The following is a 23,612-nucleotide window of genomic DNA, read 5'->3' as shown; positions in this document are numbered from 1 at the left end:
CGTGCGGTCCCGCGCGCAGTGCCCCGCATTATGACAAAGCGGCTATCTTGAGTTCTTCATTGTCCAGCCAGACCTGCACCGCCTTGCCGTGCAGGTCCTTGGGGATTTCGTCCAGCACCTTGTAGTGCCCGGCGACCGCGACCAGCTCGGCGTGGAACTCGCGGCAGAAGATGCGGGCCTTCTCGTTGCCCTGGGCGCCGGCCAGGGCGCGCCCGCGCAGGGCGCCGTAGATGTGCACCGAGCCGTCGGCGATCACCTCGGCGCCGGCGCCGACCGTGGTCAGCACGGTCAGGTCGCGGTTGTCGGCGTAGACCTGCTGGCCCGAGCGCACCGGGCTGGTCTGGATCATGCCCGGTTCGCCGCCGGGCCCCGCTGGCGGGGCCGGGGCGGGCGCGGCGGAGCGGGCCGGCGGGACCGGCTCGGCGGCCGTTGCCGGCGCCGGGGCCGGGCGCGCGGGGGCCTCGGAGGCCTGGGATTCGTACTGGGCGCGGAACTTGGCCAGCAGCGGCAGGCCGAGCTCCACGGCGAGCTTCTCGTTGTCGTTGCTGCCGTAGGCCAGGGCGACCGGCAGCACGCCGGCCTCCTTCAGGCCCTCGAGCAGGGCGCGGGCGGTGGCCGCGTCCGGGGTGCCGGGCAGGCCGCCGAAGTCGACGATCACCGCCGCCCGGGCGAACAGCTTCGGCGCGCGGGCCACGCGCTCGCGCATTTCCTGCGCCAGCTGCGCCACGTCGAGCGTGCGCACGCGCAGGTTGGCGATGCCAACCTGGCCGATCTTCAGTTCGCCGGCGAGCTCGTAGCTGGGAATCGGGGAAGGGGGGCTGGCCGCCATGTTCAGGTCCCCGTCGCGCGCGGTGCCTGCGACAGGTCGCGCGGGCGGGTGAGCCAGGAGGCGTTGGGCAGGGCGTCGCCGTAGTGCTCGCGCACCCAGGCGTAGCTGCACAGCTCCTTCATCAGCATGGAGGCGCGCACGGCGTTCTCCGGCATCACGTGCTGGCCGATTTCCTGGAAACCGAAGCTGCCGTGGAACACGCGCGCCGGATCGCTGTCGTGCTCGATGAAGACCTCGCAGGCGAGCAGGGGATAGCGCAGCTCGGCGTAGCTCTGCACGTCGGCGTAGAAGGCGCGGCCGACGCCGCCGCCGCGACGGCGGCTGGCGACCACGATGCGGTCGATATAGAAGAAGCGCTCGTGGCGCTCCCGGAACCAGCGGAAGTTGCTGCTGTCGTGGCCGGAATCGGGTCCGAACCCGACCAGGAAGCCGGCCATCAGTCCGTCGCGCTCGGCGACGCGGAAATACTCGGCCGTGTGGAAGAACCGGCGCAGCCGGGCGGCATCGAGCGGCAGGATCACGGGGCCGGCGGCATTGTTCAGGGCAAGGATGGAATCCAGCTCGTGCTCGCGCACGTCGCGGATGACAATCGACATTCCAAGGTTCCTCGCTACGTCAAAACGTCCTGGTGCGGCCGCGCATGCAGGCATCGCGCAACCGGACAGGGATTATCGCATATGGGTGAGCCGGGGCGAGCTTGGCGCGGCATGCCGCGCCGCCCCGGCGAACGCCCGGCCACGGATGGCCGGGCCGGACGTTCCGGAGCCGAAACATCGCGCCATGGACGGCAACGAAAAAATAGCGAACAAGGATCGCGCTTGGCGCGGCATGCCGCGCCGCCCCGTCAGCGCGGCGAGGGCTTCGCCCGCCCGGCCACGGATCTCGAGCCGCACCGCCAGTACGCCGAGGGGGCCGGACGTTCCGGAGCCGAAACATGGCGCCAAGGACGGCAACGAAAAAATAGCGAACGAGGATCGCGCTTGGCGCGGCATGCCGCGCCGCCCCGGCATCGAGCCGCGCCGTCAGCGCGGCGAGGGCTTCGCCCACCCGGCCACGGATCTCGAGCCGCACCGCCAGTGCGGCGAGGGGCCCGGACGCTCCGTAGCCGAAACATCGCGCCACGCACGGCAACGAAAAAATAGCGAACGAGGATCGCGCTCGGCGCAGGCACCGCCACGCCCCGGCAACCCGCCCACGTCCCGGCCCCCGCCGCAAGCCCCTGAATTGTTCCAAACTCGTAAAGCAGCATGACTTTCGGTGGGGTCGTCACTGCGCGATTGCGCCTACCATGGCAGGATGTTCGCCCGTCTGGACCACCGCCGCCTGCTGCGCTATGCCGGCCTGTTCACCTGGGGCGCGGTGGGCGTGCCGCTGCTGGTGCTCTCGCAGCCGGTCGACCCGGCCGTCGACCTGAGCCAGGCCGGCCTCGAGGGCTTCGTCTCGATCTGGCGCGCCTGGCTGGCCTGGATCCTGTTCGGCGCGAGCTACGCCTGGCTGACGCAGAGCCTGGGCACGCGCCGCGTCGGCATCTTCGACTACCTGGTGCTGGTGCTGCTGATTGTCAGCGCCGTGGGCGTGGGCTACTACAGCAACAGCGGCCTGGGCAGCATCCTGCTCATGGTGGTGGCCTGCGTGCTGCCCTGGCTGCTGCCGGTCGCGGTCGGCATCGCCTGGCTGATCCTGAGCCAGCTGGTGGTGATGCCGCTGTTCCGCGGCATCGGCTTCTCCTGGACCGAGGCCGTGCTGCAGTCGATCCTCTACGCCGGCTTCTGCGTCTTCATCTTCGTCACCAGCCTGGTGGCGCGGCAGCAGTCGCTGGCGCGCGAGGAGCAGCGCCGCCTCAACTCGGAGCTGCGCGCCACGCGCGCGCTGCTGGCCGAGAGCGCGCGCGTCAACGAACGCACCCGCATCTCGCGCGAGCTGCACGACCTGCTCGGCCACCACCTCACCGCGCTGAGCCTGAACCTGGAGGTCGCCAGCCACCTCACCGAGGGCCAGGCGCACGAGCACATCGACCAGGCGCACACGCTGGCGCGCCTGCTGCTCAGCGACGTGCGCGAGGCGGTCAGCCAGATCCGCGACAACGACGCCATCGACATGGCCGCGACCCTGCTGCCGCTGGCCGACAACGTCCCGGGCCTGAGCATCGACATGGCCATGCCGCGGCCGTTCCTGATCGACGATCCCGAGCGCGCGCACGTGCTGCTGCGCTGCACGCAGGAGATCATCACCAACGCCGTCCGCCACGCCCAGGCGCGGATCCTGCGCCTGCGCTACAGCTGGGACGGCCACGCCATCCGCCTGCACGCCCGCGACGACGGCCGCGGCGCCGAGGACGCCGTGGCCGGCAATGGCCTGCGCGGCATCCGCGAGCGCCTGGCCGAGTACGGCGGCGAGCTGGAAACCGAAACGTCCGCCGGCCAGGGCTTCGTCCTGCGCTTGCGCCTGCCGCTGGAGCCGGGCACCCCGGTCCCGGCCGAGCCGCCGGCCCCCGAGCCGGCCGTGGCGCCGAACCCCGTGGGGGCGGCGTCATGAAGATCGCCGCGCGCACGCTCCCGACTTGCCGGGCCGGCGCGCGGGCAGGCTTCCCGAAAGGTTTTTTCAAGGAGTCATGAGCATGATCCGTGTGTGTCTGGTCGACGATCAAACGCTGGTGCGGCAGGGCATCCGCTCGCTCCTGGCGCTCGACGGCGGCATCGAGGTGGTCGCCGAGGCCGGCGACGGGCGGCAGGCGGTCGAACTGATCCCGCAGGTCAAGCCCGACGTGGTGCTGATGGACATGCGCATGCCGGCGATGTCCGGCCTGGAGGCGCTGCAGGCGCTGGCGCGCGTGAACGCATTGCCGCCGACCATCATCCTCACCACCTTCGACGACGACCAGCTGGTGCTGGCGGGGCTCAAGGCGGGCGCCAAGGGCTATCTGCTCAAGGACGTGTCGCTGGAGCAGCTGGTGGGCGCGATCCGCACCGTGGCCGAGGGCGGATCGCTGGTCCAGCCGGCGGTGACGCAGCGCCTGCTCTCGGGGCTGGAGCACATGCGCAACGATTTCGTCAGCCTGGACCGCCCCGATCCGCTCACCGACCGCGAGACCGAGATCCTGCGGCTGATGGCCAGCGGCTTCTCCAACAAGGAGATCGCCAATTCGCTCGGGGTGGCCGAGGGCACGATCAAGAACCACGTGTCCAACATCCTTTCCAAGCTCGGCGTGCGCGACCGCACGCGGGCCGTCCTCAAGGCCTTCGAACTGCAACTGGTCTGAGGCGAAAGGATGCCCGGCCCGCCGCAGCGCGGCGGGCGTTCGCCGGTCGGCATGGCGCGCGGAAGGGGCCGGAACGGCGCCGAATGCGGCCGGATGCCGTCCATATCGGCGAAATCCGCCGATGCGCCGGGCCCGCGCGCCGCCGGCCGGCCGCATCTCGCCCCCCGCCCCCTGAATTGCTACGATTGTCGTTCTGCGCCCGGCCCCAGCCGGTCTTGGTCCTGGAGAACCCTGAATGACCCGCCTCATCGAGATTCTGATTTCGTTCGCGATCGTTGCCGCCCTGATGCTGATCGTCGGCCTTGTCCTGCCGTCCGAGCGTCAATTGAGCGAGAGCGTCGAAACCAATCGCAAGATGACGATCGTGTACGACACGATCAACAGCCTGCGACGCTTCAAGGATTGGAATCCGCTGTTCCTGCGCGACCCGCGCCTGAAGACCGAGCTGTCGGGCCCCACCTCCGGCGTCGGCGCCAAGCTGAGCTACACCTCCGACGTGAACCAGGTCGGCGACGGCAGCTGGGAGATCGTCGAGTCCGTGCCGGGCAAGAGCGTCAAGTACGCCGTGGATAACCCGCAGCGCGGCCACGACAAGACGATGACCTTCACCCTGAAGCCGACCGGCCAGGGCGCGGTGAAGCGCAACATCGAGATCACCCAGGCCTACGACGTCAAGTACGGCTGGAACCTGTTCGGCCGCTATGCCGGTCTGTACGTCAAGCGCCATGTCGGCGACGACATGAAGCTCGGCCTGTCGCGCCTGACCAACATGCTGGCCACCGTGCCGAACGTCGACTGGGCGGTGCCGGGCACGAAGATGCGCGGCATGCAGGTGGTCGAGCGCCCGGCCGAGGATTTGCTGGTGGTGAAGGCCGGCTCGATCGAGCGCAACAACGAGAAGATCAAGACTTCGATGAAGTCGAACGTGGAATGGATCAAGCGCACCATGGACGCCAACGGCCTGGTCGCCGCCGGTCCGATGCGCATCATCTCCACCGAGCTCGGCCGCGAGAACTACACCTTCGACGTCGTGCAGCCCGTGCGCAAGGCCGGCAGCGGCGAGAAGCCCAAGGCCGACGAGGAAAAGGCCGAAGAGAAGCCCGCCGCCGACGCCGCCAAGACCGACGAGGCCGAAGCCGCGCCCAAGCCCGACAGCCTGAGCACGGTCGCCGCCGCCGGCGAGAAGCTGGAGGTCAAGATTCCGGCCGGCGCCCCGGTCGAGTACGTGCAGACCAAGCCCGGCCGCGTCGCAGTCGCCTACTACACCGGCTTCATGGCCGAGCTGGACAACGTCCGCAACGCGCTGCGCGCGTGGACGCTGACCCAGGGCTACGAGGTCACCGACCGTCCGTACGAGGTCTACAAGAACGGCATCGACAAGGCGTTCAGCGCCGAGGGCGAGTACGAGGTCTACTGGACGCTGAAGTAAGCCTTCGTCCAGTCATGAGGTTCCACCGGCGCGCCGCATCCCGTGATGCGGCGCGCCGCGTTTCGGGAGGAGGAAAACATGCGCGAGCGGAACGCAGGCGTGCGCTGGCTGGCGTGCGCCGGCGCCTTGCTGGCCGCGGCCGCAGTGGCGCTGTCGGCCTATGCCGCGCACGGCGCGGAGGGCGCGGCGCAGGCGCGGCTGCAGACGGCGGCGATCTTCGCCTTCGGCCACGGCGTGGCGCTGGCCGCGCTGGCGCGCGCATCCGTGCGCGGGCTGGCCGTGATCGCCCTGGCGGGGCTGCTGTGCGGCACGCTGCTGTTTTCCGGGGCGCTGGTCCTGGCCGAGCTCGCCGGCGTGCACGCGCGCACCGCGCCCGCGGGCGGCAGCCTGCTGATCCTGGCCTGGCTGCTCTATGCGATGGACGCGCTGCGAAAATAGGGCGGATATCGACCGCTATGCCGGTCATGCTCGCGGCGGGCGCGCCCGCCCTCATCACGGAACCGACGTCATGCCACGACACGCCAGGGGATTCGACACCGACGCGGCCTTCGCCCATCTGAGCAGGCGCGACCGCAAGCTCGGCACCTGGATGAAGCGCCTGGGCGCCATCGCCCCCGATCCGCGCTGGCGCAAGTCCTTCGATCCGGTCGACGCGCTGGCGCGGGCGATCCTCTACCAGCAGCTCAGCGGCAAGGCCGCCTCGACGATCGTCTCGCGGGTGGAGGCGGCGATCGGCAGCGACCGCTTCCATTGCGACACGCTCGGCCGCATCGACGACGCCGGCCTGCGCGGCTGCGGCGTGTCGGGCAACAAGTCGCTGGCCCTGCGCGACCTGGCGCTGCGCGAATCGCGCGGCGAGATCCCCGACCTGCGCCGCATGTCGACCATGCACCACGACGACATCGTCGCCGCGCTGGTGCCGATCCGCGGCATCGGCCGCTGGACGGTGGAGATGATGCTGATGTTCCGCCTCGGCCGTCCCGACGTGCTGCCGGTGGACGACCTGGGCATCCGCAAGGGCGCGCAGGCCGTGGACAGGCTGGAGGCCATGCCCACGCCGAAGGAACTGGCCGAGCGCGGCGAGCGCTGGGGCCCGTACCGCACCTACGCCAGCCTGTACCTGTGGCGCATCGCCGATTTCGCCATCGAGGCGAAGGAGCCGACCAAGCGGTCGCAGGAATGAGCGCTTGAGGAGCTAGGCGGCCGTGCGGGAGGAGGGCGGCTCGTCCGTGTCGCGCGGTTTGCCGCATCCGAGCGCGACCAGCAGTGCGCACAGCAGCTTGTAGACCGCCCGCAGGACGACGTAATGCAAAATGCCGCCGAACAGGAAAGCGGTGGTGACGATCGGCACGAAATCGGGTTCGCTGCGGATCATCTTGCCGATATCGCGCAGGCCGATGTCCTGGTGATCCGGCCATTGCAGCATGGCCAGAATGAAGAGGCCCAGCCCGAGCAGCCACGTCGGCAGGCAGGCGACCGTTGAGCCGAGGGCGAGGCGATGGCTTTCGGTACCGAAGAAGCGCGGCGTCGCCGGGCTGGCGGATGGGACGCGCGCAAACGCGGGCGACTGCGACGGCATTCGCCCCTGTTCGCGGACGAAGCAGTAGCTGGGGTACAACGCGCTGAGCACGCTCGGGCCGAACAGCAGCCACCAGGCGATGTCGGCGTGGTTCTTGCCGTCCGCCAGCAGCAGGAAGATGCTCACCCACAGCGTAAGATAGGCGGCGCCGAAACGCAGCGCATAACGGACCACCGAAACGCCCGGGGGACCGTTGATCGCGACAGTGGCGTCTGGCTTGACGGAGGGCATGCCGCGGATATTCGGGGGTCGCCGCCAATCCCGCAACGTCTGCTCAGGCCTTGGCCCCCTAGCGCGAATTCCATCCGGCGCAGCCGTTGTGCGTGTGCTCGCCCCATTGCCAGAGCTCCTCCGAGGACAGGCGCCCGTCCCGGTTCGTATCCAGCGCGTCGAAGGCCGCGCGGGTGTTCACCGCCACGTCCAGCGTGGTGCCATACCCGGCGTCCTCCAGGCCCGACGGCGCGGCCAGCAGTTCGGGCAGCTGCAGATGGCCGTCGCCATCGCGGTCGGCGTCCTTCAGGTAGGCGTCGAAATCGAACGCCGCCGGATCGCAGGCCCAGGCCAGGGGCGCGAACAGGCACAGCGCGGCGGCGGCGATGCGGATGCGGGCATGTGGCATGGAGCGGACTATAGGACAACGCCGCCGGCCATGGGGCATGGCCGGCGCGACGCTAGGCGGTCGGCCGCAGCGCGGTCAGGATTCCGCGCGCGGCGTTGAAGCGCGAGGCCGCGTCCGGCAGGTCGAGCTTGACCCGCAGCTTGTCCGGGCCGTCCATCTGGTAGAGCTTGGGCTGGCCCTGGATCATGCGGATGATCGCCATCGGATCGACATTGGGCTTCTCGACGAACTGCACGCGGCCGCCGCCGGGGCCGAGGTCGAGCTTGCGGATGCCCAGGCCGGTGGCCTGCAGCTTGAGCTCGGCGGTGGCGAACAGGTGCTTGGCCGCGTCCGGCAGCAGGCCGAAGCGGTCGATCATCTCCACCTGCAGCTCGCGCAGTTCCTCGGCCGAGCGCGCCGAGCTGATGCGCTTGTACAGCGTCAGGCGCGTGTGCACGTCGGGCAGGTAGTCGTCGGGGATCAGCGCCGGCACGTTCAGCGTCACCTCGGCGCCGCGTTCCTCCGGCGCGTCCGCGTCGGGCAGCTTGCCCTGGCGGATCGAGCGCACCGCACGCTCGAGCAGCTCGGTGTAGAGGCTGAAGCCGACTTCGGCCATCTGTCCGCTCTGTTCCTCGCCGAGCAGTTCGCCGGCGCCGCGGATTTCGAGGTCGTGGGTGGCCAGGGTGAAGCCGGCGCCCAGCTCGTCCATGGCCGAGATCGCATCCAGGCGCTTGCGCGCGTCGGAGGTGATCGAGCGCTGGTCGGGCGTGACCAGGTAGGCGTAGGCGCGATGATGCGAGCGGCCGACGCGGCCGCGCAGCTGGTGCAGCTGCGCCAGGCCGAACTTGTCGGCCCGGTTGATGATGATGGTGTTGGCGTTGGGGATGTCGATGCCGGATTCGATGATGGTCGAGCACAGCAGCACGTTGGTGCGCTGCTTGTGGAAATCGAGCATCACCCGCTCCAGCTCGCGCTCGGGCATCTGCCCGTGGGCGACGCCGATGCGGGCGTCGGGCACCAGCTCCTGCAGCTGCCGCTGCATGCGCCCGATGCTCTCCACGTCGTTGTGCAGGAAGTACACCTGGCCGCCGCGCGCCAGCTCGCGCTGGAAGGCCTCGCGCAGCTGCGCGTCGTCCCAGGGCACCACGAAGGTCTGCACGGCCAGGCGGTGGGCGGGCGGCGTGGCGATGATCGACAGGTCGCGCAGGCCGGCCATCGCCATGTTGAGCGTGCGCGGGATGGGCGTCGCGGTGAGGGTGAGCAGGTGCACGTTGGCGCGCAGCGCCTTCAGCGCCTCCTTCTGGCGCACGCCGAAGCGCTGCTCCTCGTCCACGATCACCAGGCCCAGGTCCTTGAACTTCACATCCGGCTGCAGCAGCCGGTGGGTGCCGACGATGACGTCGAGTTTGCCCTCGGCCAGCTTGTCGAGCTCGGCCTTGATCTCCTTGGCGGTCTTGAAGCGCGAGAGCACCTCCACGCGGATCGGCCAGTCGGCGAAGCGGTCGCGGAAGTTGCGGTAGTGCTGCTCGGCCAGCAGGGTGGTGGGCACCAGCACCGCGACCTGCTTGCCGGCGGTGGCGGCGACGAAGGCCGCGCGCACCGCGACTTCGGTCTTGCCGAAGCCGACGTCGCCGCAGACCACGCGGTCCATCGGCTGCGACGAGGCCAGGTCGCGGATCACCGCCTCGATGGCGCTGTGCTGGTCGGGGGTTTCCTCGAACGGGAAAGTGGCGGCGAAGGGCTCGTACAGGGAGCGGTCGACGTCGAGCGCGAGCCCGGCGCGCGCCTGGCGCTTGGCCTGGATCTCGAGCAGTTCGGCGGCGACGTCGCGCACCTTCTCGGCGGCCCTGCGCTTGGCCTTGCTCCACTGCTCGCCGCCGAGCGAGTGCAGCGGCGCGGTTTCGGCCGAGGCGCCGGAGTAGCGGCTGATCAGGTGCAGTTGCGCCACCGGCACGTAGAGGCGGTCGCCCTTGGCGTACTCGATCTCCAGGTATTCGCCCGGCTGGCCGCCGGCCTCGAGCGTCAGCAGTCCGCGATAGCGCCCGACGCCGTGGTCCTCGTGCACGATCGGCGCGCCTTCGCTGAGCTCGCCGAGGTCGCGGATGATCGCTTCCGGCTCGCGCCCGGCGCGCTTGCGACGGCGCGGCTGGGCGGCGCGCTCGGGAAACAGCTGGCGCTCGGTGAGCACCGCGACGGCCTCGCCGGCGGCCTGCGCCTGCAGCGCGAAACCGTTGTCCAGCGGCGCGACCGCGATGGCGAACCTGGCCGGCTTCCCGTCGCCAGGCAGGAAGGCCCGGAAGTCCGGCAGCACCCGCGGCTGCAGCCCGGCGGCGTGCAGCACTTCCAGCAGCGCCTCGCGCCGGCCGGCGGAATCGGCGGCGATCAGCGTGCGGCCCGCATAGGCGGCGAGGAAGGATTTCAGCGCCGCGGCGGGCTCGGCGTCCTTGGCCGCGATCGGCAGGTCGGGCGCGGGCTGGTCGCCCAGCGGCATGGCCTGGGCATGGCGGGGATGCTGCGCACCGCAGATTTCCACGCGCTCGCCGAGGTTCAGGCGCTCGCGCAGCGTGTCCGGCGGCAGGTACAGCTCGTCGGGCGGCAGCAGCGGACGCTCGATGTCGTGCCGGCGCTGTTCGTAGCGGTCGGCGGTCTGCTTCCAGAAGTGGTCGGCCGCGCCGGCGACGCCGTCGCAGAGCACCGGCAGGACCGCCGCGTCGAAGTAGTCGAACAGCGTCGCGGTCGCGCCGGCGGCCTCGCGCGCCTCGCCGAGCGCGGCGCGGGCGCGCGGGCGCGCGGCCTCGAAGAACAGCGGCAGGTAGTACTCGATGCCCGCCGGCGCCAGTCCGGCCTTCAGGTCCTGGAACAGCGCGCTGCGCCGCGTGTCGATGTCGAAGCGCTCGCGCAGCGCGTCCATGGCGCGCTCGATCGAGGCCTCGTCCATCGGCACCTCGCGGCCCGGGAGCAGCTGCACGGCGTCGACCTTGTCCAGCGAGCGCTGGCTCTCCGGGTCGAAGCCGCGGATCGTGTCGATGCTGTCGTCGAACAGCTCGACGCGATAGGGCACCTGCGCGCCCATCGGGAAGACGTCGAGCAGGGCGCCGCGCACGGCGAAATCGCCGGGATCGAAGACCTGCGGCACGTTGCGGTAGCCGGCCGCCTCGAGGCGGCGCTTCTCGGCGTCGAGGTCGAGCTTCTGGCCCACGCGCACGTCGAAGGCGCTGCCGACCACGTAGGACAGCGGCGGCAGGCGCTGCATCAGCGTCTGCACCGGCACCACCACGATGCCGCGCTTGAGCGTCGGCAGCCGGTACAGCGTGGCCAGCCGCTGCGAGACGATGTCAGGGTGCGGGCTGAAGCGGTCGTAGGGCAGGGTTTCCCAATCCGGGAAATTCAGCACCGGCAGCGCGGCGTTCTCGCCGATCAGGGTATGCAGGTCGGATTCGAGCTGGTGCGCGCTCTGGTTGTCGCGCGCGATCAGCAGCAGCGGGCCGTCGTGGGCGGCGCCCGCCCGTGCCAGGCTCCAGGCGAGCGCGCTGGCGCTGGCCGGCGCGCGCCACCAGGCGCGCTGACGGCCCGGCGCGGGCAGCAGGTCGGGAAGGGAGGCGGATGTCATGGAACTGCATAGTTTAGCGGTACCGCACATCGGTGGCGGCGTCGGCGTGCTATATCAAGCCGGGCCGGTTGTCGCGCGCCTCCATGCAGGTTCAGGTCGGGGCGTGGTCCATTCGATCGCTGCCTGCGGATCGCGGCACGCAGGGATGCGCGGACGGCCGTTGCGTTGTCATCCACCAACAATCAAGGAATCGAGCACATGAAGACTACGAGGAAGGGCATGCGCACCGTGACCAAGGCCGCGCTGGCGGGCGGCATCCTGGCGCTGGGAACGCTGTTCTCGGCCGCGGCGATACCGCCGGTGCCGGCCAACGGCTGGATCACCTACACCTTCCACAACGGCGAAGGCGAGATCATCGGCGAACGCTCGGAGGTGTCCGGCTACTGCAACGGCATGCAGCCCTACTCGTGGGGCGTGCAGACCGGGAGAATGACCTGGCGGACAGGCAGCTGCGGTCCGATCGAGTAAGCGCGCGCGGCGCTTCGTGCAATCGGGCGCCGGCGGGGATTCCCGCGCCGGCGCCATCGCTTCATTCCAGGTCCAGCACCACGTGGATCAGGCCCGGGGTGTCGGCCAGCTCGCGGCGAAAGCCCAGCGACTGCACCAGCGAGAGCATCGGCTGGTTGCTTTCCAGCACGTCGCCGTACAGGCGCTGCAGCTTCTTGCCGCGCGCCCAGCGCACCAGGCGCCGCATCAGATGGCGTCCCAGGCCCATGCCGGCGATGTAGCGGCTGACCAGGATCGCGAACTCGGCCTCGCGGGTGCCGGGCATGATCGAGGCGCGCGCGACCGCGCCGACCAGCGCCTCCCCGGCGGGGAGCGGCTCGGCGGCGACCAGGGCGAACTCGGTCTTGGGGTGCGGCTGGGACAGCCGCTGCGCCATCTCCGGCGAGAGTTCCTTCACCGCGTACAGAAAGCGCTGCCGCACCTCGTCGGGTTGCAGCAGGGTGAAGCCCGCGCGCAGCGGGCCGGCGTCGTCGGCGCGGATCGGCCGGATCAGGATGTCGCGCCCGTTGGCGAGGCGGATTTCCTCGTGCCAGGGCGGAAGACGGTTGCGTGCTGCCATGGCCGGATGGTGCCACGGCCGGAGTGAAGCCCGATTTTACATGCCGCTAACGCGCGGGAAGGCGGCAGCCGGGCCGCCGCCCCGCACGGCCGGGCCGGCTTGCGCCGCCTCCCTGCGGGCGGGGAAGATGCCCGGCCCGGGAGGGCAAAGGAACAGGCGCGATGAAGACGGGAACGGCGGTCCTGCTGTCGACGGCGATCGTGGTGGCGGTGCTCGCGGCGCTGGTGGCGCTGGGCTATGTCGGTTTGCGGCATCTGTCCGCCCGAAAAGCCCTGGCCGACGCGTCGGCGCCCGCAGCCGGACAAAAGGCGGACGGACGCACCGCCGCCGATGCCGAAGCGGCCAGGCGGCATGCGCGCGAGCTGCTGGCGCCGATGCTGCCGGCACTGGAGGCCACGCGCCGTCCGGTGCTGCGGCTGGCCTTCGCGCCGCTGGCTGCGCAGGACGACGATCCGCTGGCGAGCAAGCTCGGCGGTCGCGCCTACTGGAGCGCGGAGCGTCCGTACCCCGTGGATGCCGCAGGCCGGCCGATGGTGCTGCTGGCGCAGCTGGATTTCGCCAGGCTGCGCCTGGACGGCTACCCGCGGCAGGGTTTGCTGCAGTTCTTCCTCACTCCGCACGACGATCTGTACGGCGCCGAGATCGACGCGCTGGGCAAGGACGGGATGCGCGGGCTGTCGCGGCAGCGGAACTTCCGGGTCGTCTACTGGCCGCAGCCGTCGGCGCGCGCCGCAATCGCGCCGCCGGCGGCGGCGCTGGAAGCCAACGATTCGCTGCCTTTCGATCCGGGCAAGCCGCGCCGCATCGAGGGCAGACCGGAGAGCGAAACCATCGGCCGCAACGATGCCGGCCTCGCCGGCGTGCTCGGTGCCGAGATCGACACGCTGATCGAGGACTATGCGGCCAGGCACCCGCAGGTCGAGCGCGATGCGCTGTACGAGGCGGTGGGCGATTCGCTGGAGCGCTTCGGCAGCAAGCTCGGCGGCTACCCGGAATTCACGCAGAGCGATCCGCGTTCGCCCGGCGACCGGCACGTGCTGCTGCTGCAGCTCGACAGCGACGACGCCATGATGTGGGGCGACTCGGGGGTGGCGAACTTCTTCATCGACCCGGACGACCTCGCGCGCGCCGATTTCAGCCGCGTGGCCTACCACTGGGACTGCTACTGAGACGCCCCGCGACCGGGCGCCGCGGCGGACCTCAGGCGTCCGCCGCCTTCTTCGCTCCGCGCAGGCGCGAGAACAGGGAGACCACCGCCAGGATCACCGCGCCGGCGGCGATGCCGACCGCGCCGTCGAACAGCAGCCGCAGCACCGTGCCCAGCGCGCCCTGGCTGTAGGGTTCGATCAGGTGGTGCAGCACGGCGATGCCGTGGACGAGGATGCCGCCGCCGACCAGGAACATCGCGGCGGTGCCGGCGATGGACAGGCCCTTCATCAGATACGGCGCGCCGCGCAGGATCGCCGCGCCGACGCCGCGCTTGATCCGCGCCCAGGCGTTCGGGCGCGCGTCGCGGCTGAGCAGCAGGCCGAGATCGTCGAGCTTGACGATGCCGGCGACCAGGCCGTACACGCCCACCGTCATGATCAGCGCGATCGCCACCAGCACCGACAGCTGGCGGGTGAAGTCGGCTTCGGCGACGGTGCCCAGCGAGATCACGATGATCTCCGCCGAGAGGATGAAGTCGGTGCGGATCGCGCCTTTGATCTTGTCCTTCTCGAAGGCGACCATGTCGACCTGCTCGTCGTTCACGGCCTGCACCAGCTGCGTGTGGCGGTGCTCGTCGTCGGCCTTGCTGTGCAGGAACTTGTGCGCCAGCTTTTCCACGCCCTCGTAGCAGAGGAAGCCGCCGCCGAGCATCAGCAGCGGCGTCACCGCCCAGGGCGCGAATGCGCTGATCGCCAGCGCCGCCGGCACCAGGATCGCCTTGTTGAGCAGCGAGCCCCTGGCCACCGCCCACACCACCGGCAATTCGCGGTCGGCCTTGATGCCGGACACCTGCTGCGCGTTGAGCGCGAGGTCGTCGCCGAGCACGCCGGCGGTCTTCTTGGTGGCGACCTTGGTCATCACCGACACGTCGTCGAGCAGTGCGGCGATATCGTCGATGAGGGCGAACAAACTGCTTCCGGCCATGGGATCGGGCTTCTTGCGGGAGCGCCATTCTGGCATACCGGCTTCGCCGCCGGGACGGCCCCGGCTAGCCGGGCGCGCGCAGGAATTCCAGCCGCCAGGCGCCTGCGTTCGGGTCCTCTTCCAGCGTCCGCTGCAGTGCCGGCAACGCGGGGGCCAGGCGCTCCTCGAGCTTCCACGGCGGATTGAGCAGCAGCATGCCGCTGCCGTTCAAGCGCAGCGGCGAGTCGTCGCGACGCACCAGCAGCTCCGCCACCAGGGCCGACCGGGCGGGCAGGGCGGCGGCCTTGCGCAGGAACGGCAGCAGGCTGCGGCGCCGCTTGATCGGGTACCACACGGCGCACACCGCCTGCGGCCAGCGCGCCAGGATCTCCTGCAGCGCCTGCAATACCTGCGGGTACTCCGCGTCCTGCGCCTCGTAGGGCGGATCGATCAGCACCAGCCCGCGCGCGTAGCGGACGGCCCCCGCGCGCGGCGGCAGCAGCGCCTTGATCGCATCGTAGCCGTCGCGCGCGTGCACGGCCACGCGCGGGTCGGCGGCGAACAGCGCCTTCAGCGCCGCCGCCTCGCCGGGTTCGAGCTCGCAGGCGGCCAGGCGGTCCTGCGCGCGCAGCGCGTCGGCGGCCAGCAGCGGCGAGCCGGGGTACACGTCCCAGGCGCCGGGCGGGTTGTGCGCGGCCACCGCCTGCAGATAGCGCGCCACCGCGGGCGGCATCGCTCCGCCGGCGGCCAGGCGCGCGATGCCGAGGCCGGATTCGCCGGTCTTGCGGCTTTCGTCCCCGGTCAGCGCGTAGCGGCCGCGGCCCGCATGCGTGTCGAGCACGAAGCAGCCGGCCTCCTTCTCCTGCAATGCGTCGAGGATCGCCAGCAGCGCCACGTGCTTGAGCACGTCGGCGTGGTTGCCGGCATGGAAGGCGTGGCGGTAGTTCATGGGGGACGGAGAGGGGCGTGAGCGCAAAGCGTACCGGTTTTCGTCGCGATCCCGGTCGCCGGGCGGATTTTGCCCGAAGGGGCGCGAAGCATCAGAATGCTCCCGGCTTGCGCCGGAACGACGGGAAGTGGGATTTTCGGGCTTCCGGCCCGCGCTCCCGATCGATCGCGGCCGCGACCATCGTCCCCTCAGCCTGGTCCGCCATGCCCCATATTCTCCTCGTCGAAGACGAAAGCGCCATCGCCGATACCGTGCTGTACGCGCTGCGCGCGGAGGGCTTCGCGGCGACCCATTGCCTGGCGGGGCACGAAGCGCTGCGGGCGGCGCAGGCGCAGGCCTTCGACCTGGCCATCCTCGATGTCGGCCTGCCCGACATCGGCGGCTTCGCGCTGTGCCGGGAACTGCGCCGCGAGCGCGACCTGCCGGTGATCTTCCTCACCGCGCGCGATGCCGAGATGGATCGCGTGCTGGGGCTGGAGCTCGGCGCCGACGACTACGTGGTCAAGCCGTTCTCGCCGCGCGAGCTGGTGGCGCGGGTGCGCGTGGTGCTGCGGCGGCTCGCCGCCGGCGCCGCGGCGCCGCAACGGCACGGTGATTTCGAGCACGACGGTGAGGGCAAGCGCATCCGCTACCGCGGGCAGGCGCTGGAGCTGACCCGCTACGAGTACGGCCTGCTGGCCGCGCTGCTGGCGCGCCCGGGGGCGGTGCTGTCGCGCGCCCAGCTGATGGACCGCGTCTGGGGCGACGCCCTGGAGAGCGGCGACCGCACCGTCGACACCCACGTCAAGACGCTGCGCGGCAAGCTGCGCGCGGTCGCGCCGGATGCCGATCCGATCCGCACCCACCGCAGCCTGGGCTATTCGCTGGAGACCGCCGGGGCGGCGCAATGAGGATCGATCCATGAAGATCGGCCTGCGCATCCTGCTGGGCTATTTCCTCATCGTCGCGCTGGCCGGCTGGCTGCTGGCGAACGTGTTCGTGCAGCAGGTCAAGCCGGGGGTGCGGCAGGCGGTGGAGGACACGCTGGCGGATACCGCCAACCTCCTGGCCGAGCTGGTCCGCGACGACTTCGTCGCCGGCACCATCGGCGACGGGCGTTTCGCCCAGCGCATGCGCGCGCTGGCGCGGCGCCAGGTCGGCGCCGACATCTGGGGCTTCAAGAAGGGGCGCGTGAGCTATCGCGTCTACATCACCGACGCGCGCGGCACGGTGGTGTTCGATTCGTCCGGACGCGACGTCGGCAAGGACTATTCGCGCTGGAACGACGTCTATCTCACCCTGCGCGGCAAGTACGGCGCGCGCTCCACGCGCCTGGACCCCGACGACGACAGCACCAGCGTCATGTACGTGGCCGCGCCGATCCGCGACGTCGACGGCCGCATCGTCGGCGTGCTCAGCGTGGCCAAGCCCAACCAGGTGCTGGCGCCGTTCATCGCCCGCAGCCAGCAGGTGGTGCTGCGCTGGGGGCTGGTGCTGCTGGGAACGGCGCTGCTGGTGGGCCTGCTGGCCGCCTGGTGGCTGTCGCGCCAGCTCGGCGGATTGCGCCGCTACGCGAACGCGGTCACCGCCGGCGAGCGCGCGCAGCTGCCCGATCGCGGCTTCGAAGTGCCGGCCGGCGAATTCGCCGACCTGGGCCGCGCCCTGGAAACCATGCGCGCGCGCCTGGAGGGCAAGCAGTACGTCGAGCAGTACGTGCATGCGCTGACGCACGAGCTGAAGAGCCCGCTCTCGGCGATCCGCGGCTCGGCCGAACTGCTGGAGCCGCAGCCGGGACAGCCGCCGCTGCCCGAGGCCGACCGCGCGCGCTTCGTCGCCGCGATCCGCGCGCAGGGCGAGCGGATGGCGCAGACCATCGACAAGCTGCTGGCGCTGGCGGCGGTGGAGCATCGCCAGCGCATCGAGGAGCCGGAGACGATCGCGCTGGATGCGCTGCTGGCGGACGCGGCGGCGCAGGTCGCGCACCGCGCCGTGCACGCCGGCGTCGACATCGCGCTGCCGGCCGCCGCGTCGGCGACCGTGCGCGGCGACCGCTTCCTGCTGCGCCAGGCGCTGGTGAACCTGTTCGACAACGCCATCGATTTCGCCCCGCGCGGCAGCCGCGTCGAGGTGGACGCGCGCATCGAGGGCGCATCCGTGCGCATCGCCGTGAGCGACCGCGGCCCGGGCGTTCCGGACTACGCCATCGGCCGCGTCTTCGAGCGCTTCTATTCCCTGCCGCGCCCCGACGGCGGCAGCCGCAGCAGCGGGCTGGGCCTGTGCTTCGTCGCCCAGGTGGCCGACCTGCACGGCGGGCACGCGGTGCTGGCCAACCGCGCCGGCGGCGGCGCGCAGGCGAGCCTGGAGCTGCCGCGTTCGGAGCTTGCGCGTTCCGAACTTCCGCGGGGCTGACTTCACTTCCGCTTCACCATGCCGCCATCGCCGCCCCGCGCGGGCCTGGAATCCTCTCCCCGACACGACAAAGGAGGATTTCCGTGCAACTGGCCACCAGGTTCTCATCGATCTTCAAGGTCTTCATCGTCTTCGTGCTGACGCTGCTGATCCTGATCCCACTGAGCATGATCCGCGGCACCATTTCCGAACGGCAGGCCTACCGCGAGGAGGCGGTGGGGACCATCGCGCGCAGCGAGGCCGGCGCCCAGGGCGTGGCCGGGCCGGTCCTGGTGGTGCCCTACACCGAAACGATCGAGGTGGAGGAGACCAACCAGGCCGGCAAGGTGGTGCGCAAGGTCAAGCGCGACGGCGAGAGCGGGCAGTGGATCTTCTTCCCGAAGTCGCTGGCGCTGTCCGGGCGCATGGCGCCCTACACGCGCCGCCTCGGCCTGCACGAGGTACGGATGTTCACGCTGGACGGCACGATGGACGCGCGTTTCGATGCGCTCATCCCGCGCGACGCCAATCCCGATCTGCCGCGCAAGATCGGCCGCCCCTGGCTGGCCTACGGGATCGCCGACGTGCGCGGCCTGCGCGGCGTGCCGAAGCTGCGGATCGACGGCAAGGAAGTCCAGCTCGAACGCGGCCTCGGCGCGGGCGACCGCCCGGGCCTGCACGTGCGGCTGGCGGCGCCCGCCGCGGGGACGCGGGTGGCGTTCTCGTCGAAGCTGCAGGCGGAGCTGACCGGCAGCGAGGCGTTCGCGTTCGCGCCGCTGGGCGACCGCAACGCCATCAAGCTCGACTCGGCCTGGCCGCACCCGCAGTTCAACGGCGCCTTCCTGCCGCGCAGCCGCAAGATCGATGCCGCGGGATTCCAGGCCGACTGGGAGGTGTCCTCGCTGGCGAGCAACGCCCAGGCGCAGTACCTGCGCGGCAACCGCATCGACTCCGACGGTGTCGCCGCGCTCGGCTCCGGAGCGTCCGGCAGCCTGGACCTGATCGGCGTCTCGCTCGTGGAGCCGGTCAATGTCTATTCCCAGGCCGACCGGGCCAGCAAGTACGGCCTGCTGTTCGTCGCGCTCACCTTCGTCGGATTCTTCATGTTCGAGCTGATCAAGCAGCTGCGCATCCACCCGATCCAGTACGGGCTGGTGGGGCTGGCGCTGGCGATCTTCTTCCTGCTGCTGGTCAGCCTGTCGGAACACATCGACTTCGCCTGGGCGTACCTGAGCGCGAGCGCGGCCTGCATCGGCCTGATCGGCTTCTATCTGTGCACGGTGCTGCGCAGCGTCGGCCGCGGCATCGGTTTCGCGGCGATGCTGGCCGCGCTCTATGCGGTCCTCTACGGCCTGCTCGTCTCCGAGGACAACGCGCTGGTGATGGGCGCGGGACTGCTGTTCGTGATCCTCGCCGCGATCATGGTGATCACCCGCCGGGTCGACTGGTACCGGGCCACGTCGCCCGCGGCGTGAGCGGACCGTGCCTGCGCCGATCGACGCGACGCCCGGCCGTTCCGGCCGGGCGTCGCCGCATCAGGCCATCAGGCTCGCGTTGGGCACCAGCCACAGGGAGAAGCCGGCCAGCCCGCTCCCGATCGCGGTGGCGGCCAGCACGTCGCTGGGGTAGTGCAGGCCGAGCACGACGCGCGAGAGCGCCACGCTGGCCGCGAACGGCAGCAGCAGCCAGGCCAGCGCGGGATAGTGCGCGATCGCCACCAGGGTGAAGGCGACGGCGTGCAGCGTATGGCCGGACGGGAAGCTGAACTCGTCCAGCGGCGCCACCCAGGCGCGGATGCGCACGTCCGACTTGAACGGCCGCGGCCGCCGCGTCCAGCGCTTGAGGCCCTTGTACAGCAGCAGGGCCACCACGCCGGTGCAGGCCATGTGCGCGGAGGCGAACAGGCCGTCCAGGCCGTCGCACACCACCAGCAGCGCCATCAGCGCGTACCAGAACGCGCCGTCGCCCAGGCGGCTGACGGCGGCGAAGAAGCGGCGCACGCCGTCGCGCGCCCCGTAGCGGTTGGCGCGCAGGCACCAGCCCGATTCGCGGGCGAGCATGCGGCTACGCGGCGACAGCACCTGCATTGGCGCCTCCTCGTGTGTGCGCGAGTCTTTCCAGGATGGCGTCGAATTCCGCCGCCACCTGTTCCGGCCGCAGGCTCGCCACCGCGTCGCGCGCGGCCGCGCCCATCGCGGCGCGCAGCGCGCGGTCGCCGCCGATGCGGCAGGCGGCCTCGACGAAGCCGGCGTCGTCGCCGTTGGCGATGGCGGCGCCGTGCACGCCATCGCGCAGGTACTCGCGCGCGGCGCCGTAGTCGAAGGCCACCGTCGGCACGCCGCTGGCCATCGCCTCCAGCGTCACGTTGCCGAAGGTTTCCGAATGGCTGGGGAACAGGAACAGGTCGCCGCCGGCGAAATGCCGCGCCAGCGCCTCGTCGCGCTGCACGCCGCGAAAGATGAAGTCCGGATGCTCCTGCTGCAGCCGTTCGCGCGCCGGGCCGTCGCCGATCCAGACGAAGCGCGCCCGCGGCTGCTGCGCCTGCAGCGCGCGGAAGGCGCGCACGGCCAGCGCCAGGTTCTTCTCGGCGGCGATGCGGCCCACGTAGATCGCCGCCACTGCGTCCTCGTCGATGCCCCATTCGGCGCGCAGCGCGGCATCGCGCCTGGCCGGGTCGAACAGCGCCGTGTCCACCGCGCGCGGCAGCAGCGTCACGTCGTGGAAGCCGCTGCCTTGCAGGAACGCCTGCAGCTCGCGCGTGGGGACCAGCGTGGTGTCGGCGCCGTTGTGGAAATGGCGCATCCAGCGCAGCGCCACGCCTTCCAGGAAGGCGGCGCCGTAATCGCGCATGTAGCTGTCGAAGCGGGTGTGGAAGCCGGTGGCGACGGGGATGCCGAGCCTGCGCGCGGCGCGCAACGCCGACCAGCCGAGCGGCCCCTCGGTGGCGACGTAGATCGCGTCGGGGCGGTGCCCATGCCAGAGCCGCGACAGGCGGCCGCCGGCGGGAAAGCCGAACTTCAGGCCGGGATAGCGCGGCAGGCCCGCGCCGCGCACCAGGGTTTCGCCGGCCGAGGCCTGTTGCGCGCCGTGCTGGCGCGGGCGCACCAGGGAGACCTCATGCCCGCGCGAGCGCAGCCCCTGCGCCAACGAATGCACCGTCAACGCGACACCGTTGACTTCTGGCGGCCAGGTTTCGGTCACGATCGCGTAATGCATACGCGGCGTCCGGGCTGTGTTCGGATGCCGGCATCCTCCCGGATGCCGGTGACGTCAAGATGGCGGTTTCATGACGGGATCGAGACAGCCGTCATCGCCCGCGGAAGGCGCGTGGCGCTCGCGCGCCGTGCCTTGGATCAGCTTTCCCCGGCCTGCTGCAGCTGCTGTTCGAGTCGCGCCTTCAGCGCGTCGTCGATCTTGAGCTGGCGCGCGAGCTCGTCGAGATAGGCGCGCTCCATGTAGCTCTGCTCGTCGGCGGCGAGCAGGCTGGCCAGGTACATCTCCGAGGCGATCTCCGGGGTGGCGGCGGCGCTGGCCACTTCCGCCGGATCGAGCGGCTTCTCCAGTTCGGCATGCAGCCACTGGCGCAGCTGCGGATCGTTGTCGATGCGGGTGAACTCGCCTTCGATCACCTCGCGCTCGCGGGCGTCGATGTGGCCGTCGGCCTTGGCGGCGGCGACCAGGGCCTTGAGGATGGCCTGGCTGTGCTGCTCGGCCTGCGGCGGCGGCAGGCGGTCGACCGTCTGCGGTTCGACGCCCGCCTGTCCCTGTTGCCGGCGATAGTCGCCGTAGGCCTTGTAGGCCAGCACGCCGACCGCGGCGACGCCGCCGTACAGGGCCAGCTTGCCGGCCTTCTTGCGCACCTTCTTGTTGCCCAGCAGCAGGCCGAGCGCGCCGCCGGCCAGGGCGCCCTTGCCGAAATCGGCGTTCAGGAAATCGGTGCCGAGGATGCCGCGCTTCTCCTGCTGCGGCGCCTGCGACGGCCGCGGGGCCGGGGCCTTGTTGCCGAGCAGGCCGTCGAGCCCGCCGCCGCCGAGGCTGTCCTGCGCGGTCTTCAGCAACTGGTCCAGAAAGCCCTGGGTCTTCATGCAGATCGCTCCGTCGCGTCGGGTCGTTCCCGATGAGCTATGGGCGATGGCCGGGGGCTTCAAGCAGGCGGCCGCGCGGCCGCCGGGTGGTTCAGGCGCGCAAGCGGCTCAGATCTGCTCGATCGCCAGGACGATGCCGAGCGCCTCGAGGTCGTCCGGCTCGCCGGCGAGGTCGGCGCGCAGCAGCGGGCGCGCCTCCAGCCAGCGCTTGGACAGCGCGATGGCCAGGGCCGGACCCTCGGCGGCGGCGTCGAGCTGGGAGATCGCCTCGGTCTCGTGGGCGCGATGCAGCAGCACGGCCACGCGCAGCAGCGCGGCGTTGCGCCGCGCCGCCGCCAGCAGGCGGTCGGGCAGGGCGTTGAAGTTGGACTTGGAGATCTTGCGGCGATGCGCGCGCACCAGGGCGGCCAGGAACTGCTGTTCCTGGCGTGAGAAACCCGCGATGTCCGAGTGCTCCAGCACGTAGGCGCCGTGCACGTGGTACTGGCTGTGCGCGATCGCCAGGCCGAGCTCGTGCACGCGCGCGGCCCATCCCAGCATGAGGCGGTCGTCGGCGTTGAGCTCCCAGGTCTCGGCGACCTGGTCGAACAGGTGCAGCGCGGTCGCCTCCACCAGCGACGCCTGCTTGGCGTCGATGGCGTAGCGCTGCATGAGCGCGGCGATCGAAGTGTCGCGCGGATCGTCGTCGCCGGCGCGGCCGACCATGTCGTGCAGCACGCCCTCGCGCAGCGCCGCCTTGCTCACCGCCATGCGCTGGATGCCGAGCGCCTCGAAGGCGGCCTCCAGCACCAGCACGCCGCCGGCGATGATCGGGCGGCGGTCGTCGGACAGGCCGGGCAGGGCGATGGCATCGATGCTGTCGGCCTGCAGCAGGCGGTCGCGCACCGCCGGCAGGGCCTCGGCGGTGACCGCGCCCTTGGTGAGCTTCATCGCCGCGCAGATCTCGCCGATGGCCTTGTTGGTGCCGGAGGAGCCGAGCACCTCGTTCCATCCCAGCGAGCGGTAGATGCCGGCGAACTGCTGGAATTCCGCGCCGACCTCGGTCAGCGCCTCCTTCCAGCGCTTGCGCGAGAGCTTGCCGTTGGGGAAGAAGCGGCGCGTGCTGGCCACGCAGCCCACCTGCAGGCTTTCGCGCTCGATCGCGTCGAAGCCGCTGCCGATGATGCATTCGGTCGAGCCGCCGCCGATGTCGATCACCAGGCGCAGCTGGCCGGCCTTGGGCGGCTGGGCGTGGGCGACGCCGAGATAGACCAGGCGCGCCTCCTCGCGGCCGGAGACCACTTCGATGGCGTGGCCGAGCGCGGTTTCCGCCGGCACCAGGAAAGCCTGCGGCGCCGACAGCGCGCGCACGGTATTGGTGGCCACCGCGCGCACGCGCTCGGGCGGGATGTCGCGGATGCGCTGGCCGAAGCGCGCCAGGCACTCCAGCGCGCGCTGGCGCACGTCCGTGCGCAGGCCGCCCTTGCCGTCCAGGCCTTCGGCCAGGCGCACGGTCTCGCGGATGCGGTCGATGGTGCGCAGCTGGCCGAGCATGTAGCGCGCCACCACCATGTGGAAGCTGTTGGACCCGAGGTCGATGGCGGCCAGCAGTTCGCCGTCCTGCAGCGGCGCCGCGGCGGCGCGGACGAGGGCGGGACTCATGGGGCGCAGAGCAAGGGGTGAGCGGCGGGGAGCGGCAGGGGAGCGGCGGCGCGGCCGTCGTCTCCCGTTGCCCGCCTCTGGATTCGCA

The 23,612-nt window shown here is 71.1% G+C and carries 22 protein-coding genes; 10 read left to right on the top strand and 12 right to left on the bottom strand.

What is annotated here, in order from left to right; genetic code table 11:
• Positions 1-28: 28 nt before the first annotated feature.
• Positions 29-829: a septum site-determining protein MinC gene (minC, locus tag MD221_RS05010; protein ID WP_242108240.1), complete on the bottom strand. Its 801-nt coding sequence runs from the start codon at positions 827-829 to the stop codon at positions 29-31.
• A gap of 2 nt (positions 830-831) precedes the next feature.
• Complete coding sequence (locus MD221_RS05005; protein ID WP_242108239.1) at positions 832-1,425, bottom strand: GNAT family N-acetyltransferase; 594 nt, start codon at positions 1,423-1,425, stop codon at positions 832-834.
• 700 nt (positions 1,426-2,125) lie between these two features.
• On the opposite strand from MD221_RS05005, the gene MD221_RS05000 reads away from it, so the two are divergent.
• The 5 genes from MD221_RS05000 (at position 2,126) to MD221_RS04980 (ending at position 6,700) form a co-directional block, all read left to right on the top strand.
• Positions 2,126-3,364, top strand: a complete 1,239-nt coding sequence (locus MD221_RS05000) for a sensor histidine kinase (RefSeq protein WP_242108238.1) — start codon at positions 2,126-2,128, stop codon at positions 3,362-3,364.
• Between the two features lie 82 nt (positions 3,365-3,446).
• A complete protein-coding gene (locus MD221_RS04995; protein WP_242108237.1) occupies positions 3,447-4,088 on the top strand; it encodes a response regulator in 642 nt (213 codons plus the stop codon).
• Between the two features lie 235 nt (positions 4,089-4,323).
• On the top strand, positions 4,324-5,517 hold the full coding sequence (locus tag MD221_RS04990) for a polyketide cyclase (RefSeq protein ID WP_242108236.1): 1,194 nt from the start codon (positions 4,324-4,326) through the stop codon (positions 5,515-5,517).
• Positions 5,518-5,595: 78 nt separating this feature from the next.
• Positions 5,596-5,955 (top strand): DUF423 domain-containing protein, encoded by a 360-nt coding sequence (locus MD221_RS04985; RefSeq protein WP_242108234.1) that lies wholly within the window; start codon positions 5,596-5,598, stop codon positions 5,953-5,955.
• 70 nt (positions 5,956-6,025) lie between these two features.
• The gene (locus tag MD221_RS04980) at positions 6,026-6,700 is read left to right on the top strand and encodes a DNA-3-methyladenine glycosylase family protein (RefSeq protein ID WP_242108233.1); all 675 of its coding nucleotides are present in this window, start codon (positions 6,026-6,028) and stop codon (positions 6,698-6,700) included.
• Positions 6,701-6,712: 12 nt separating this feature from the next.
• Here the strand turns inward: MD221_RS04980 and MD221_RS04975 are convergent, their stop codons facing one another.
• Genes MD221_RS04975 through mfd form a run of 3 tightly spaced genes read right to left on the bottom strand, consistent with a single transcriptional unit; the run spans position 6,713 to position 11,304 of the window.
• Entirely contained in the window at positions 6,713-7,327 is a 615-nt protein-coding gene (locus MD221_RS04975) for a hypothetical protein (protein WP_242108231.1), read from the bottom strand.
• A 58-nt stretch (positions 7,328-7,385) separates the two neighbouring features.
• Positions 7,386-7,715, bottom strand: a complete 330-nt coding sequence (locus MD221_RS04970) for an EF-hand domain-containing protein (protein ID WP_242108229.1) — start codon at positions 7,713-7,715, stop codon at positions 7,386-7,388.
• A gap of 52 nt (positions 7,716-7,767) precedes the next feature.
• Entirely contained in the window at positions 7,768-11,304 is a 3,537-nt protein-coding gene (mfd, locus tag MD221_RS04965; protein WP_242108227.1) for a transcription-repair coupling factor, read from the bottom strand.
• Between the two features lie 198 nt (positions 11,305-11,502).
• On the opposite strand from mfd, the gene MD221_RS04960 reads away from it, so the two are divergent.
• Positions 11,503-11,772, top strand: coding sequence for a hypothetical protein (locus MD221_RS04960; protein ID WP_242108225.1), 270 nt, complete (start codon positions 11,503-11,505; stop codon positions 11,770-11,772).
• A gap of 61 nt (positions 11,773-11,833) precedes the next feature.
• Here the strand turns inward: MD221_RS04960 and MD221_RS04955 are convergent, their stop codons facing one another.
• Positions 11,834-12,370 (bottom strand): GNAT family N-acetyltransferase, encoded by a 537-nt coding sequence (locus tag MD221_RS04955; protein WP_242108223.1) that lies wholly within the window; start codon positions 12,368-12,370, stop codon positions 11,834-11,836.
• A 161-nt stretch (positions 12,371-12,531) separates the two neighbouring features.
• On the opposite strand from MD221_RS04955, the gene MD221_RS04950 reads away from it, so the two are divergent.
• Positions 12,532-13,539 (top strand): YwqG family protein, encoded by a 1,008-nt coding sequence (locus tag MD221_RS04950; RefSeq protein WP_242108221.1) that lies wholly within the window; start codon positions 12,532-12,534, stop codon positions 13,537-13,539.
• A 31-nt stretch (positions 13,540-13,570) separates the two neighbouring features.
• On the opposite strand, the gene MD221_RS04945 is transcribed toward MD221_RS04950, so the two are convergent.
• Together MD221_RS04945 and MD221_RS04940 are read right to left on the bottom strand one after the other, a co-directional pair.
• On the bottom strand, positions 13,571-14,503 hold the full coding sequence (locus MD221_RS04945) for a DUF808 domain-containing protein (RefSeq protein WP_242108220.1): 933 nt from the start codon (positions 14,501-14,503) through the stop codon (positions 13,571-13,573).
• A 64-nt stretch (positions 14,504-14,567) separates the two neighbouring features.
• Positions 14,568-15,431, bottom strand: coding sequence for a 23S rRNA (adenine(2030)-N(6))-methyltransferase RlmJ (locus MD221_RS04940; protein ID WP_242108219.1), 864 nt, complete (start codon positions 15,429-15,431; stop codon positions 14,568-14,570).
• A gap of 203 nt (positions 15,432-15,634) precedes the next feature.
• On the opposite strand from MD221_RS04940, the gene creB reads away from it, so the two are divergent.
• From creB to creD, 3 genes are all read left to right on the top strand, one after another.
• Positions 15,635-16,321: a two-component system response regulator CreB gene (gene creB, locus MD221_RS04935; protein ID WP_242108218.1), complete on the top strand. Its 687-nt coding sequence runs from the start codon at positions 15,635-15,637 to the stop codon at positions 16,319-16,321.
• A gap of 10 nt (positions 16,322-16,331) precedes the next feature.
• Positions 16,332-17,819 carry a two-component system sensor histidine kinase CreC gene (creC, locus tag MD221_RS04930; protein WP_242108217.1) on the top strand — a complete coding sequence of 496 codons (1,488 nt, stop codon included), beginning with the start codon at positions 16,332-16,334 and terminating at the stop codon, positions 17,817-17,819.
• Between the two features lie 83 nt (positions 17,820-17,902).
• Positions 17,903-19,273 carry a cell envelope integrity protein CreD gene (gene creD / locus MD221_RS04925; protein WP_425602202.1) on the top strand — a complete coding sequence of 457 codons (1,371 nt, stop codon included), beginning with the start codon at positions 17,903-17,905 and terminating at the stop codon, positions 19,271-19,273.
• Positions 19,274-19,333: 60 nt separating this feature from the next.
• Here the strand turns inward: creD and MD221_RS04920 are convergent, their stop codons facing one another.
• From MD221_RS04920 to ppx, 4 genes are all read right to left on the bottom strand, one after another.
• Positions 19,334-19,885: a phosphatase PAP2 family protein gene (locus tag MD221_RS04920; RefSeq protein WP_425602201.1), complete on the bottom strand. Its 552-nt coding sequence runs from the start codon at positions 19,883-19,885 to the stop codon at positions 19,334-19,336.
• Positions 19,863-21,014 (bottom strand): glycosyltransferase family 4 protein, encoded by a 1,152-nt coding sequence (locus tag MD221_RS04915; protein ID WP_242108216.1) that lies wholly within the window; start codon positions 21,012-21,014, stop codon positions 19,863-19,865. The genes MD221_RS04920 and MD221_RS04915 overlap by 23 nt, the downstream gene beginning before the upstream one ends.
• A 137-nt stretch (positions 21,015-21,151) precedes the next feature.
• Positions 21,152-21,883, bottom strand: a complete 732-nt coding sequence (locus MD221_RS04910; RefSeq protein ID WP_242108215.1) for a tellurite resistance TerB family protein — start codon at positions 21,881-21,883, stop codon at positions 21,152-21,154.
• A 108-nt stretch (positions 21,884-21,991) separates the two neighbouring features.
• Positions 21,992-23,524, bottom strand: a complete 1,533-nt coding sequence (gene ppx, locus MD221_RS04905; protein ID WP_242108214.1) for an exopolyphosphatase — start codon at positions 23,522-23,524, stop codon at positions 21,992-21,994.
• Positions 23,525-23,612: the final 88 nt, after the last annotated feature.

Origin of the sequence: Luteimonas aquatica (genome assembly GCF_022662575.1) — a bacterium.
Classification (GTDB): Bacteria; Pseudomonadota; Gammaproteobacteria; order Xanthomonadales; family Xanthomonadaceae; genus Luteimonas; species Luteimonas aquatica.
This window is presented reverse-complemented; position numbering and strand designations above follow the sequence as displayed.